A 14,724-nucleotide genomic window follows, 5' to 3' on the forward strand; every position below is an offset into this window, starting at 1 on the left:
TTTATATCAATTTATAATAATCGTACAAATATTTTACAAGCGAGGCTACATTAAGCATGACAGCTATTGTCAATACAACCGATGCATACGGCACGTCGAACACCACTGCAACTATCGCTATATAAAATATCACTGCGGCTGCTTTACCGTACCAGCGCGAATAAGCTACTACCTTTTTATTTTTATACAATATGTAAGCACCCAAAGCCGTTATACCTTCTCTCACCAATACTATAATAAAAACAATCCATGGTATCAAGCCGACGCTGGACAATGCAAACAGCATTGCCAGCAACATGGCTTTATCGGCTATAGGATCTAGTATTTTGCCTAAATCGCTTATCATATTATAATGCCTTGCTATATAACCATCTAAAACATCGCTTAATTCGGCCAAAGTAAATACTAAAAATGAATACAAAATATTATTATTGTCCAAACCATAAAAGGTATATAAAAAAACGCCTACCAATCCCAGCCGAAAGGTAGTAAGCACATTGGGCAACGTCATCTTATATCTCCAATCCTAAATATATTAATGCATTTTCATCGCTCCGCTATAACATGGGCATATTATACCATATACTTGCTGCAAGCACAATAAGACGAGTTTCATTTTTTAATAATGCAAATCGTCGGGTATACTGCCGACAAAGGCTGCACAGGTTATATCAGTATTGAATAACCGACTAGCGACAACATTCATCTGTTCTTCTGTAACATCTTCTATTTTTTGCAATATTTCATCTGGTGTAAATATTCTGCCCATTACCAGCTCGGCCCTGCCTAAAGCACTCATACGATTGCTGGTACTTTCTAACCCAAGTACATAGTTGCCCTTTAACTGCTCCTTGGCCCGCTTATATTCTTCATGGGATATCCCATCCTTTGATATATTACGTATTTCTTCTTTTATAAGATAAATCACTTCATTGATTTGCGATGGATTTATAGCAGCATACACGCTGAACATACCGATATTAGGATAAAACGATGGGTATGAAAATACCGAATAGGCCATGCCGCGTTCTTCCCTTATCTTCTGAAATAAACGCGAACTCATGCCCCCTCCTATTATATTATTCAAGGCTAGCAGAGCATACATATCGGGGTCATCCTGCTTGAGCCCCTCCACAGATATGCAGCAATGGATTTGCTCTATAGGTTTTTCTTTTTTTAAAACAGTTGGTTTTACAACGTGAGACGGAAATATGGGCTTACTCTTGGAATTATTATTCCATTTACTGAAGTACTTGTTTATACACCTTACCAACTCATCCTCATCATAACTGCCAGCCACAGCCAATACCGCATTAGATGGATTATACCACTCGCTATAATATTCCATTATAGACCTTTTATCCATATTCATCACATTATACTGGTTGCCCAAAATAGGCATACCAAGCGGATGTTCCCTGAAAAAAGCCTTAGCCATAAGCTCTTGAACCAGATCCTCAGGCGAATCCTCCGCCATGTGTATCTCCTCCGCTATGACGGCTTTCTCCTTCTGAATATCGTCCTCGCTAAGTTTAGGATTCAATACCATATCCGACAATAAATCCAATGCTACGTCTATATGTTCATCCATGACTTTGACATAAAAGCATGTACATTCTTTGGCAGTAAAACCGTTTATTTGGCCTCCCACGCCATCTATTATATCGGCGATATTCTTGGCACTGTGCCGATTCGTGCCTTTAAATATCATATGTTCTATGAAATGGGATACACCGTTATTCTCCAATGTTTCATTTATAGAGCCGCTACCTATCCATAGACCTATGGACACTGATTTAAAGAAAGGCAATCTCTCTGACACTACACGTAAACCATTGGGTAACAATTTTCTTTGATACATTAATACTCCTCCTGCAATAACTAAAAATTGTCGCACATGATTTTGATTATATACTATGTATATACTTTTTTCAACATGGAAAATATAACAGCAGGGTCCCATATAGAATATACGGAACCCTGCCAACGATACGTTATGCAAATTATAATTGTTCTTCCTCGTTATTTTCCTCATTTTCGATTTCTTGTATCCCCGATTTAGTCTCCATTACGGCTAGCACAATTTCATCGGGATTGGAAATTATGCGTACATTTTCCGGAACGTTTATATCGGCGACTTTCAAGCTCTGTCCTACTTCCATATCCGATACATCGATCTCTATAACTTCCGGCAGGCTATCTGGCAAACATTCCACATCCAATTCATCCAATTGAAGCATCACCAGGCCACCTTTGCTCTCTATCAAGCCTTCTCCTTGAAGACGTATGGGTACTTTTGTCTTTATGACCTCGTTCATGAGTATATGTTGAAAATCCACGTGTTCGTACTGTGTACCCATTAAATCATGTTGTAAGTCCTTTATAACAGCGGCCAGCGTTTGCCCTTCAATATTCAGATTCAGCACCGCGTTACGACCATGTTTTGATATAATCTCACGAAGCTCTTTGACAGGCACTTTTACATTAATCGGCGCAATACTTTTGCCGTATACCACACCTGGTATCATGCCACTTCTGCGCAAGCGCGCCGCAGCTCCGCTGCCTGTTTCTTGTCGTTTTTCTATTGCTAAAGCTACTCTTTCTGCCATATTTATCTTCCCCTTTCTTATGTATGCTGATTATATACTACCACAATTCGCCCATATGCTCAAGCTTTTATAGGTACTATTTCCATATTTTCTATAGCACATTGCTCTAGATACTCTATATCCAGTAATTCTTCAGAATTCTCTATAGCTTCTAATTTGGGTTTGGTAACCGGATGGCGCGGCAAAAATACTGTGCAGCAGTCCTCATAAGGCAATATAGAGGTTTCATATGTGCCTATCTTCTTAGCTGCATCCATTATCTCTACTTTATCGAAAGCTATGAGTGGCCTTAATACCAACATATCAACCGCCGCCTCAGTAACAGCCAGGCTATCTATCGTTTGGCTAGCCACTTGGCCAATGCTTTCGCCGGTCACAATAGCCTTGCAGCCATTTTGCCGAGCAAGTTTCTGGGCTATTCGCATCATGAAGCGCCGCGTCAAAATGGTAAGCTGATTATCGGGACAGCGCTCATATATGGCTTGTTGTATATCGGTAAACGGCACCATATGAATTTTTATAGGGCCGGTATAAGCGCTCAATATACGGCATATGTCCTCGACTTTATCCCTTGCCCGCTGGCTGGTATATGGAAAGCTATAGTAATGCACTGCTGACAGCTCCACACCTCGTTTGGCTATCATATATCCGGCTACCGGGCTATCTATCCCGCCTGATATGAGGAGCATGGCTTTCCCGGCAGTCCCCACAGGCATACCTCCGGGGCCATCTATGCGGTTATAATATATATAAGCGTTCTCGCGTATCTCAATATTCAATACGACATCCGGCATATGGACGTCTACTTTTAAGCCATCGATGCTTTCCAATATATAACCGCCGACTTCTCTACTTATATCCGGCGATTTATACGGAAATGTTTTATCCGAACGCCGGCTTTCAACCTTGAAAGTTGTACTGCCGGTTTTGTATGCACGTTTCATCTGCTCAACAGAAACAGCCTTTATGACATCCATATCCTTGTCCACTTCTGCCGCAACGCTTATCGATACTATGCCGAAAACTTTCCTTATTCTAGTTATAGCTTCATCTATTCTCTGCGGTTCAATGCCCCTTACGTAGAAACGCCCCTCGCCTTTGAGCACTTCAGCATTGTCAAATCCCGCTAATGCATGCCTTATGTTTCTGACCAGTGTATTCTCAAAAAAAGGCCTATTGAGTCCTTTAAGATGTATCTCGCCGTATCGTATCAATATAACGGTATTGTTCAAATCCTACCTCCTGCTAAAACGCATCAGCGATGGCACTATTTGTCTCACCGCATTTATAGTATATTCTATATCATCTTGGGTATTCAATGTTGACAAACTGAACCTTATAGCACTTTCACATGAAGCTGTTGGCAAGCCCATGGCTTTGAGCACATGGCTCACCTTTTGTTTTCTAGATGAACAAGCCGAACCCGTGCTGACATATATACCTTCCTGCTCCAAAGCATGGACCAGCACCTCTCCTCTCACGCCATTGAAAGAAATATTCAATATATGCGGCGCTCCTTTATCCACATCCGGCCCATTTATACTGGCGTTGGGCACAGCCTCCAGTATGCCTTTGGCCAGCATCTGTTTCAGACTTAAAAGATAAACGAAACTTTTATCTGACAACGCCTCTACTGCGGCAGCAAAACCTGCTGCTCCGGGCACATTCTCTGTACCCGAACGTATATCCCTCTCTTGACCTCCACCATATATAAGAGGTTTAATCCTTGTACCTTCGCGTATATACAGAGCCGCGATGCCTTTGGGGCCATGTATTTTATGTGCGCTGACGGTCATAAGATCGGCAAATGGCATGAGGGGCTTTAAAGATAGTTTGCCGTAAGCCTGTACAGCGTCGACATGAAAGATAATACGATGATCACTTCTATTTAATAGCGAACCTATATCCTGTACCGGCAATATTGAGCCCACCTCGTTGTTCACGTACATAACGCTCACCAACACAGTGTCGCACCTTATAGTAGCGTTCATCTCATCTATATCGATGTTACCGTACCGATCTGCGCCTATATACGATACGCTGAAACCCTCGTCCTCCAGCGCTTTAAAAGTATTGAGCACCGATGGGTGCTCAATACTGGTAGTTATCAAATGCTTACCAAAGCGCGCATAGGTATGCGCTACGCCTTGTATGGCCAGATTATTGGCCTCGGTACCGCTGCCTGTGAAAATAATGCTTTTATCGTCTGCGCCGATGGAATCAGCTATAATATGCCTGGCATGTTTCAGAATTCTCTCGGCCTCAATGCCCTTTTGATGCAGCGACGACGGATTCCCATAGCTGCACAAAAAGCATTCTTCCATATCTTGTATTGCCCGAGGCAATACCACTGTAGTAGCGCTGTTGTCAAGATATACTTCTTTTGGCATCTCAAGTATTAACCTTTTACCTTTATATTTCGCGGTATATAAGCCTTAAACATATTCAAAAGCTCTTCGCTAGGCTCAAATAGTAAAATACTCCTTACGCCGTCATGGTTAAATAAACCATAGTACAAGCGATCGACATCGTTATTCCTGAAGGCCTTGTATACTTTCATATCTTTCATACTATTGGCCAACCGCTTATAGCTGTCATCGGATACTGGCGCTATACTCTCAAATTCCTTGGCATTAGCCGATAACAATTTCTTACGTTTATTATTCATTATAACAGCTGCTACATCCAGCTCTCCATTGGTAAATGTGTATTCGTATTCAGTACTCTGTTTATTGCGGGTCACATACGCTAAATAAGCCAATCCGCCAAAAGCCACAAGTAATATAGCCGGGGCTATTGCCATAGCAAATTGACCGGATAAGAGCAGCGGTAATATATTCATCAACATGAATAACGCCAATATACCGAAGACTATCATAGCTATATAACTTAAGACATACAATAGCGAATCCATAGTAGTCTTATCCTTCATCACAACTTCTTCATGGAAATTATCCATTAAGTGAAATCCGCCCTTTTTGAGGAAATCATTTTCCATCCATATCCCTCCTTAACTAGTTTTATTATAGCATAAATGTACAACACGAGCAATATAGCCCTCGAAAAACAAAAAAGCAGTATCTATACTGCTTTTTTGTTTTCCTTCTCAGCAATTTTCATTACCTTTTTGCCATCATAATACCCACAATACGGGCATACATGATGAGGCAATTTTTCTTTATGGCATTGAGGGCATTCCATCATTGTCGGAGCGCTCAATTTCCAATTGGCCCTTCTTTTATCCCTTCTAGCCTTTGAAGTTTTGCGTTTAGGTACCGCCATTATCGTTCACCTCCATTTTTATCAAACCAGTTGCTCAAGCCAGCAAGGCGTATGTCGGCGTTCTCGCGTTCACATTCACAGCGCTGATAATTGAGATTAACGCCACATTTTTGGCATAAACCCTTGCATTCCAAGGTACATAGAGATTTCATGGGAATTTCCAGTACTATATCATTGTATATGATGCTATCTATATCCAGATAATTCCCTTCATATATATTGAGAACGTCCCCGTCAGAAACAGCCGTATGCGCAAACTCTTCCTCTAACTTTATAAACAACGGCCACACGAATGTCTCAAGGCAACGATCGCATCTCAGCAGTATAGCACCCGTTATAATCCCTTTCATATTCAATATGCCGTCGCTGTTGCTTATAGTTCCCTCTACATGCACGCTCCACGGTAGCCTCCAGCTATCACCCTTTGTTACGAACTCATCGAGTTTGCCGTCCACTGCAAAGTCCATGATTCCGCTTTCTTGTTCGAGCAGTGCGCCAACATCTATGCGCATCAATTTTATCACCTCTCTTGGGGAAAATACAACATTATTCATTATATAGACTAATATAGGCTCTTGTCAAGTATTCAATTTTGACCTTCTACAATGGACCTGGTTTCACGCGCTATCATGAGCTCTTCATTGGTCGGCACAACAAACACTTTGACCTTTGAATCTTCTGCGCTTATATCGGCTTCTATGCCGCGCACTTTATTCTTTTCTAAATCCAGCTTTATGCCCAAATTCTCTAAACCTTGGCATATACCATTCCTTACGGTAGCATTATTCTCTCCTATGCCGGCGGTAAACACCAGTGCATCCACGCCATTTAATGCTGCTATATATGAACCTATATATTTTTTCGCCCTATAACAAAGCATATCCATAGCCAACTGCGCCCTCTCATTGCCCGCTACCGCAGCATCTTCCACATCTCGCAAATCGCTGCTAACGCCTGATATACCAAGTATGCCCGATTCCTTATTCAAGTAATCATTCATTTCGGATGGCGACATGCCTTTTTTCTCCATGAGATATGTTACCACTGCAGGATCAAGATCGCCTGATCTCGTACCCATTATGAGACCCTCCAATGGCGTAAATCCCATGCTGGTATCTATGGCCTTGCCATGACTTACAGCGCTGATACTGGACCCGTTACCCAAATGGCACGTTATCAATTTAACCTCTTCGGGAGCCTTGCCCAACATCTTAGCGGCCCTCAGCGAGACATACTTATGAGATGTGCCATGGGCGCCGTAACGCCTTATCTTATATTGAGTATATACGTCATACGGTAAGCCATACATATACGCATATCGCGGTAAAGTTTTAAAAAACTCGGTATCCACCACCACCACCATAGGCGTATCGGGCATAAGCTTGCGACAGGCCTCCATTCCCATCAGAGCGCCCGGGTTATGCAGCGGCGCAAATTCTATAACCTCATTCTTCATGGTCTCTATTATCTCATCGGTCAACAGTATAGGATCTATAAACCTCTCACCGCCGTTTACCATCCTATGGCCCACTGCGGATATTTTCGATATATCCTTTATGACACCGTATTCAGGATCGGTTATAGCCTTTATAACGAGCTTAAAAGCCTCGAGATGGTCTTGCACATCTTGCTTTATCTCTGCCTTACCATTTCCATTGTACTGGTGTTTTAATACCGAGCCATCTAATCCTATCCTCTCTACATTGCCTTTAGCCCTCACCGATTCCGTAGTCATATCGATCAACTGATATTTGAGCGACGAACTTCCAGCATTTATAACCAATATATTCACTTTATAATTTCAACCCCTTGCTCTTTCTACATAGATTGTACGGCCGTAATAGCCACTGCATCGACTATATCTTCAGGTTTGCAACCGCGCGATAAATCGTTCACCGGCTTGGCTATACCCTGACATATAGGCCCTACTGCAGTAGCACCGGCCAAACGCTCTACTAATTTATAACCTATATTGCCTGCCTGTAAATCTGGGAATATTAATACGTTGGCCTTGCCTCCTACAGGACTACCAGGAGCTTTTAACTCAGCCACGCTTTCCACTAGTGCCGCATCCACCTGTAATTCGCCGTCCAGAGCTATATCCGGAGCTAGTTGTTTGGCTATTTGCGTAGCCTGCACTACTTTATCCACGAGTTCATGCTGAGCACTGCCTTTGGTGGAGAATGATAACATAGCTACCCGAGGCTCAGCCCCTACGAGGTTCTTAAAAGTATTAGCTGATGTAACGGCTATATGAGCCAATTCCTCAGCGTTTGGATTCGGATTTACACCACAATCGGCAAAGATGAAAACCCCATCGTGGCCATAACTGCTATTTGGCACTTCCATAAGAAAGCACCCAGATACTAGTGCTATCCCCGGAGCCGTCTTTATGATCTGAAGTGCCGGCCGCAGCACATCCGGCGTAGAATGTATAGCTCCAGCTACCATGCCGTCTGCTTGTCCCATTTTAACGAGCATGACACCATAATATAGCGGATCAAGGACCAATTGACGAGCTTTCTCAATGGTAACGCCTTTGTTTTTGCGCAGCTCATATAGCTCCTGCGCCAATCTTTCAGTATCCGGCGAGTTAGACGGATCTCTAAAGGTTACGCCGTCGAGAACTGAAGACGGGGCTGATTTCTTAAACTCGTCTTCATCTCCTAGCATTATCAATTCGGCTATGCCTTCTTTTAATATGCTTTCAGCCGCTTTAAGCGTTCGCTTTTCCGTTCCTTCAGCTAGCACTATGCACCGTTTACTAGCTTTTGCTTTTTCCTTTATACTTTCTAATACGCTCATTTTATTTTATCCTCCCATCGTTCAATATATATTATAAACAAATAAAAAGCTAATTTAAAGCTATAAGCAGTTAAATATTCGTTAAAATCGCTTAAAATCCTTCGATTTTGATAAAGTTCTAATATTGTGATAATTTCGACTAATATTAGCTTATCCGCAGACTATGTTACCATGCTTAAAAATCGATTATGGAATGTTTGATGAATATATTGATTACAATAGAAACATCAAGAAAACTAAAAAATATAAAATGGGGTTTAATAATGATGGATAGAAACATTCCTACGTGGAAGATAGCGGCTACCTATATAGGTACAGTTGTCGGCGCAGGTTTTGCGTCAGGACAGGAGATATTGCAGTTTTTTGCTGTATTCGGCATAAATGGATTATTGGGTTTAAGCATAGCAACCCTTTTATTTATGGTGTTCGGATATATAATTATGGACTTAGGCAGACGTCTCGATTCACGTTCACATATCGAGATAATAAAGTTTTCGGGCAATAATTGGATCAGTACCTTTATAGATTATTTAATAATCTTCTTTTTATTTGGAGCTTTGACCACCATGATAGCCGGCTCAGGCGCTATGTTAGCCCAACAATTCAATATATCCGGTATATGGGGAAACGCTCTTATGACTATAACCGCAACTATAACTGTATTGACCGGTTTGAATGGCGTGGTTAACTCCATAAGTTTTGTTGTACCTTTTCTGCTCATATCGGCTACGGGCATAAGCGTGGTATCGGTATTAAATACACCCTCTGCTTCGGAAATTACAACGATTGCATCAACAGCCGGCAGCTTAGTTAACAATTGGTTATTGTCTGCCGTTTTATATACTTCATACAATATATTGCTTTCAGTATCTATATTAGCACCTCTCGGCTCAAGAGCCGAGAGTAAAAAAGCCGTCAACCGCGGGGCTTTAATAGGCAGCATCGGACTGGGATTGGGAGCTACAGTCATATATCTGGCATTGACTAAAAGCATGGCTTCCGTAAAAAACCTGGAAGTGCCTATGATATTTATAGCCGGCCGCATCTCTTACCCCGTACAATTGATCTACGCTACAGTCCTTTTAACCGAAATATATACTACAGCCGTAAGCAGCCTATATGGTTTTGTAGCTAGAATAACCGATTTGAGGAGCCCATTGGCAAAATTCCTTATAATCGGTACTGCCGTATTGGCTTTTATTGCCAGCCAGCTCGGATTTTCGACAATGATAAAATATTTGTATCCCTTAGCAGGTTACGGTGGTATTGTAATGTTGGTAGTGCTGGTTATAAATAAGATGAAAGTATCCGTGATAAAATGATAAACATATGCGGCGATTAAAATCTTGCCGCCACACCCGTTTTTTGGGCTGCATCAGCTACTGCATTGGCTACTCTAGCAGCTACGTTTTTGTTAAAAGCATACGGAATGATAAAGTTTTCTTTCAGCTCATTTACGCTAACTGATTCAGCTATAGCATAAGCTGCAGCAATTTTCATCTCGTCATTTATCTGACGTGCCCTTACATCCAACGCGCCGCGAAATATGCCGGGGAATGCCAGCACATTGTTTATCTGATTGGGAAAATCCGAACGGCCGGTACCCACTATTCTCGCCCCGGCGCCTTTTGCATCGTCCGGAAATATTTCGGGCACAGGGTTCGCCATAGCAAATACCATCGGTTCGGGTGCCATGGACCGAACCATGTCTGCCGTAAGCACGCCAGGCGATGATACACCTATGAATACGTCTGCACCTTTTATGATATCAGCAAGATTCCCTTTTTTATTATCCAAATTAGTTATAGTTGCCATTTGCCGTTTTATGTCATTAAGTCCTTCTCTTCCTTCATATATAGCACCCTGCCTGTCGCAGAGTACTACGTCCTTTAGGCCCATTTTCATAAGCAGCTTGGCTATGGCTACGCCGGCTGCTCCCGCACCGTTAATGACCACGCTCAGATCTTCCATAACCTTGCCTGTCAACTTCAGGGCATTTATCATAGCCGCCAGCACAACTACTGCGGTGCCATGTTGATCATCGTGGAATACCGGTATATCCAGTTCGGCCTTTAGGCGATCCTCTATTTCAAAGCACCTAGGAGCTGATATATCTTCAAGATTTATGCCTCCAAATCCAGGAGATATGAGTTTTACAGTTTTCACTATCTCTTCCACATCCTTGGTAGCAAGGCATATAGGAAATGCATCAACATTGCCAAATGTTTTAAATAATACAGCTTTGCCCTCCATAACAGGAAGTCCAGCTTCAGGGCCGATATCACCCAAACCCAGCACAGCAGTGCCGTCAGTTACAACCGCTATAGTATTACCTTTGACTGTATACTTGTAGACATCATCGCGGTTCTCATGTATCTTGTTGCACGGTTCCGCTACTCCCGGCGTATATGCAAGACTTAAGTCGTAAGCGGATTCCACTTTTGCCTTGGGTGCTATCTCAAGTTTCCCCTTAAGCTCTTCATGTAGTTTTAATGCTTCTTCTTGAATATTCATATATACATGCTCCTCGCATAATAGCTTTATAAATATATTTGTATACAAAAATAACCCCTGATAAAATCAGAGGTTATTTATTATATTATATGGTGGAGATAAGGGGAGTCGAACCCCTGACCTCTTGAATGCCATTCAAGCGCTCTCCCAACTGAGCTATACCCCCACGTATAACTTTCAGCACCTCTTTCTGCTGACAAAGGATATTATACAGGTTACAAGCGACACTGTCAATACCCCCTTAGATAAAAATTTTAGCGCAAAGTTATAATGCGTGATCATTCAGGCGCTGCTTATATAAGCGAAGGTAACGATTAGCCTGGAAGATAACTGAATAATCATCACAATACATCTTTTATATATAACTCATAGTGTTCCCGCAAATCTACAAAACTGCCGTTCTCAAGCTCTATAAGCGGTCTAGTAGGCAATGCTTTATCCAAATATACGACCCTGCCAATTTCACCATTACTTAACTCCACATTATCGCCAACAAACAAATCGATTATGTGAGAAATAAATGTCCTGACTATGTCTAGATCCAATTTGCCTATACAATTCCACTGCAGTACATCTATTACATAATAAGGCGAGTAATGATCTTTATATGGGCGTTGGCTTATCATAGCATCATATGTATCCATAACAGCCACTATCTTTGCCACAAGCGGTATTTTAGGAGCATTTAGGCCAAATGGATAGCCGCTGCCGTCCTCCCTTTCATGATGAAATAACACGCCATAATATATATTTTTATCAAATTTGCCAGACTTCGACATTATATCGTATCCGTATAATGGATGATTCTTCATCACGGCAAATTCCTTTTGAGTAAGTTTATCTGGCTTATTAAGTATATCTAACGGAATTTTAGCTTTGCCTATATCATGCATAAAACCAGCATAGACTAGATGGAGTAGACTCCTATCAGAAGCTTTAAGCCACCTTCCCATAAGTCCACACAAAATAGCCACATCCACACAGTGCTTGTATGTATATTCGCTTTCGGTCCTTAGCTCCTGTAAGCCACGTACAATGTCAGTACAGTTATTTATCTTATCCACTATTTCCTCAACCACATTCATAGTAGATGCTATATCTACTCTGCCGTTATGCCGTACATTGTCCATAGTATTTTTGATTACATTATGAGCATTATCATATACCTCTTTTAACACATCCTGACTTGCGGACTCTTGAGGTAAATTTGCATCGGATGATAATACATATACGCCCTTTATATCCAACATCTGTAATCTTTTTATCATACGTTGAGTAATCTCGGTATCCTTTGGTATTAACACCGCACCGAACTCCAATGATACATCTTCATTCAAAATCATCCCCGGCCTTAAATCTTCTGTCTTTACAAATATCCTATGCAAACTTTCTGTACTCACGGCAACCTCCGACGAATTATATCTTTATAAATATAATATCGGCACTTGTAGACAGAAACTAGATAGGGCCTAGGAACTACACAGTTCCAAAGCCCTATCTATGCAAATCATTATTTACCGGTTTCATATGCCACTATGATCGCTCTGGCTATATCACGCATAGGCATGCCCTTGTCCATGCTCTGTTTCTGCATTTTACGAAAGGCTTCTTTTTCTGATAAATTGAGCACTTCCATCAATATTCCCTTTGCCCTTTCGACGTCCTTCCTGGCTTCAAGATCGTCCTTTAATTTAGCAACCTCTTGCTCTAGCCTTGATATGCGGCGATAAGATATAGCCACCAATTGCATGGCTTGCAGCAATGCCAATTTGGTAAACGGCTTATTTATATAGGCGAAATCCCATTGACCGCAATGTATATCAATGAAAGTGCTTTGGGATATAGGTGCCATAACGAGAGCCGGTGCTATATGATCCTCCTCGGATATTTTAGCCACTTCAAGACCTCCTGTAACTGGGAGATCAAAGTCTACCAATACTAAGTCAGGATGAATCATACGTACCTTGCGTATAGCACTTGGTCCATCGGTTGCACAATCTATAATATGGTACTCGCTATCAGCCAAATACCGTTTTATCTTCTCTAGTTCCTGGGGTTCGTGTTCGGCTACAAATATATCCTTTCCATCCATCAAACGGCCTCCACCCCCAAATCTTTCTTTGTAAAGTCATTAAAACTGGCTTATATACCGATCTATTTCCCATTGCGATATTTTAGTTCTATACTCATCCCATTCCAACATCTTGGCTTCTACATATTTGGTATATATATGCTCGCCTAGGGTTTCGCGAATAAGCGGATCTTTATCCATTTCTTTGAGCGCTTCATCCAGGCTACCCGGCAAGCTGTCTATGCCGCGCTCTACTCTCGCGCCATCGTTCATATGGAATATGTTTTCATCAACTGAGGCCGGTGGTTGAATCTTGTTCTTTATGCCATCAAGGCCAGCTTTTAACATAACAGCCAATGCCAGATATGGATTGGCTGTAGGATCCGGATTGCGCAATTCCACTCTGGTAGCCGCTCCGCGTTTTGCTGGTACACGTATCAGCGGACTGCGGTTTTTGGGCGACCACGCTATATATACAGGTGCTTCATAACCGGGTACAAGCCTCTTATAAGAATTCACGGTCGGATTGGTAATAGCCGCCATAGCCTTGGCATGCTTCATAAGGCCGCCTATATAATAATATGCTTCCTGGCTAAGCCCTAATGGGCCACTAGGATCGTCAAAGGCATTTTTGCCCTCTTTAGATAACGATTGATTGGTGTGCATACCCGAGCCATTTATACCAAATACCGGCTTGGGCATAAATGTGGCATGCAATCCATGGCGCTTAGCGATAGTGCGCACAACCATCTTAAATGTCATGACTTTATCCGCCGTAGATAAGGCGTCATCATACTTAAAATCAATTTCATGCTGCCCTGGTGCTACTTCGTGATGAGATGCTTCGATCTCGAAGCCCATTTGCTGCAACGTCAGGCACATATCGCGCCGCGCATCTTCTCCTAAATCCACAGGAGCTAGATCAAAGTAACCGGCATTATCATGGGTAACAGTAGTCGGCTTGCCTTCGGCATCAGTCAAAAATAAGAAAAATTCACATTCAGGTCCCACTGACATACCATAGCCCATTTGAGCTGCTTCATCGAGTGCTTTTTTCAGCACATTCCTTGGACAACCTTGAAATGGCGTGCCATCTGGGTTGTACACGTCGCATATCAATCGGGCTACCTTCCCTTCATTAGGTCTCCATGGAAATATAGCGAAACTTGAAGGATCCGGTCTAAGATACATATCGGACTCTTCAATGCGGACGAAACCCTCTATAGAGGAACCGTCAAACATTATTTCGTTATTGAGAGCCTTATCCAGCTCATTGACCGTTATGGCCACATTCTTCAATACACCGAATATATCAGTGAATTGAAGGCGTATAAACATAACGTCTTGTTCCACGGCTATTCGCATTACATCTTCCTTCGAATACTTTGGCATAATATGCACTCTCCTCATTTTATATTTTGGGGTAATATAAGAAAAAGGCGC

General features: G+C 42.0%; 15 protein-coding genes and 1 tRNA gene. 1 reads left to right on the top strand and 15 read right to left on the bottom strand.

The window, feature by feature from the left end; translation table 11 throughout:
* Position 1: 1 nt before the first annotated feature.
* The 10 genes from MAHAU_RS08400 to pta all read right to left on the bottom strand — a co-directional run bounded on the left by MAHAU_RS08400 (position 2) and on the right by pta (position 8,696).
* On the bottom strand, positions 2–511 hold the full coding sequence (locus MAHAU_RS08400; RefSeq protein WP_013781300.1) for a CDP-alcohol phosphatidyltransferase family protein: 510 nt from the start codon (positions 509–511) through the stop codon (positions 2–4).
* Between the two features lie 108 nt (positions 512–619).
* Positions 620–1,861, bottom strand: a complete 1,242-nt coding sequence (locus tag MAHAU_RS08405; protein ID WP_013781301.1) for a M16 family metallopeptidase — start codon at positions 1,859–1,861, stop codon at positions 620–622.
* A 142-nt stretch (positions 1,862–2,003) separates the two neighbouring features.
* Complete coding sequence (locus MAHAU_RS08410) at positions 2,004–2,609, bottom strand: 50S ribosomal protein L25 (RefSeq protein ID WP_013781302.1); 606 nt, start codon at positions 2,607–2,609, stop codon at positions 2,004–2,006.
* Between the two features lie 59 nt (positions 2,610–2,668).
* Positions 2,669–3,841: a tRNA uracil 4-sulfurtransferase ThiI gene (gene thiI / locus MAHAU_RS08415; RefSeq protein WP_013781303.1), complete on the bottom strand. Its 1,173-nt coding sequence runs from the start codon at positions 3,839–3,841 to the stop codon at positions 2,669–2,671.
* Between the two features lie 3 nt (positions 3,842–3,844).
* Entirely contained in the window at positions 3,845–4,999 is a 1,155-nt protein-coding gene (locus MAHAU_RS08420) for a cysteine desulfurase family protein (RefSeq protein WP_013781304.1), read from the bottom strand.
* A gap of 8 nt (positions 5,000–5,007) precedes the next feature.
* Positions 5,008–5,607, bottom strand: coding sequence for a DUF6106 family protein (locus tag MAHAU_RS08425; protein WP_013781305.1), 600 nt, complete (start codon positions 5,605–5,607; stop codon positions 5,008–5,010).
* Between the two features lie 83 nt (positions 5,608–5,690).
* Positions 5,691–5,891 carry a 50S ribosomal protein L32 gene (gene rpmF / locus MAHAU_RS08430; RefSeq protein ID WP_013781306.1) on the bottom strand — a complete coding sequence of 67 codons (201 nt, stop codon included), beginning with the start codon at positions 5,889–5,891 and terminating at the stop codon, positions 5,691–5,693.
* Positions 5,891–6,403 (bottom strand): YceD family protein, encoded by a 513-nt coding sequence (locus tag MAHAU_RS08435; RefSeq protein ID WP_013781307.1) that lies wholly within the window; start codon positions 6,401–6,403, stop codon positions 5,891–5,893. Before MAHAU_RS08435 ends, rpmF begins: the two co-directional genes overlap by 1 nt.
* Before the next feature lie 74 nt (positions 6,404–6,477).
* Entirely contained in the window at positions 6,478–7,683 is a 1,206-nt protein-coding gene (locus MAHAU_RS08440) for an acetate/propionate family kinase (protein ID WP_013781308.1), read from the bottom strand.
* A gap of 26 nt (positions 7,684–7,709) precedes the next feature.
* Positions 7,710–8,696: a phosphate acetyltransferase gene (gene pta, locus MAHAU_RS08445; protein WP_013781309.1), complete on the bottom strand. Its 987-nt coding sequence runs from the start codon at positions 8,694–8,696 to the stop codon at positions 7,710–7,712.
* A 263-nt stretch (positions 8,697–8,959) separates the two neighbouring features.
* Between pta and MAHAU_RS08450 the strand changes: the two genes are divergently transcribed.
* The gene (locus tag MAHAU_RS08450) at positions 8,960–10,018 is read left to right on the top strand and encodes a YkvI family membrane protein (protein WP_041644497.1); all 1,059 of its coding nucleotides are present in this window, start codon (positions 8,960–8,962) and stop codon (positions 10,016–10,018) included.
* Between the two features lie 16 nt (positions 10,019–10,034).
* Here the strand turns inward: MAHAU_RS08450 and MAHAU_RS08455 are convergent, their stop codons facing one another.
* The 5 genes from MAHAU_RS08455 to glnA all read right to left on the bottom strand — a co-directional run bounded on the left by MAHAU_RS08455 (position 10,035) and on the right by glnA (position 14,673).
* Positions 10,035–11,210, bottom strand: coding sequence for an NAD(P)-dependent malic enzyme (locus tag MAHAU_RS08455; protein ID WP_013781311.1), 1,176 nt, complete (start codon positions 11,208–11,210; stop codon positions 10,035–10,037).
* A gap of 90 nt (positions 11,211–11,300) precedes the next feature.
* Positions 11,301–11,376: transfer RNA gene (locus tag MAHAU_RS08460), tRNA-Ala, on the bottom strand.
* A gap of 175 nt (positions 11,377–11,551) precedes the next feature.
* Complete coding sequence (locus tag MAHAU_RS08465; protein WP_013781312.1) at positions 11,552–12,610, bottom strand: HD-GYP domain-containing protein; 1,059 nt, start codon at positions 12,608–12,610, stop codon at positions 11,552–11,554.
* Positions 12,611–12,720: 110 nt separating this feature from the next.
* Positions 12,721–13,302, bottom strand: a complete 582-nt coding sequence (locus MAHAU_RS08470; RefSeq protein ID WP_013781313.1) for an ANTAR domain-containing response regulator — start codon at positions 13,300–13,302, stop codon at positions 12,721–12,723.
* Between the two features lie 39 nt (positions 13,303–13,341).
* Entirely contained in the window at positions 13,342–14,673 is a 1,332-nt protein-coding gene (glnA, locus tag MAHAU_RS08475) for a type I glutamate--ammonia ligase (RefSeq protein WP_013781314.1), read from the bottom strand.
* Positions 14,674–14,724 lie beyond the last annotated feature (51 nt).

The organism is Mahella australiensis 50-1 BON, from assembly GCF_000213255.1.
Lineage (GTDB): Bacteria > Bacillota > Clostridia > Mahellales > Mahellaceae > Mahella > Mahella australiensis.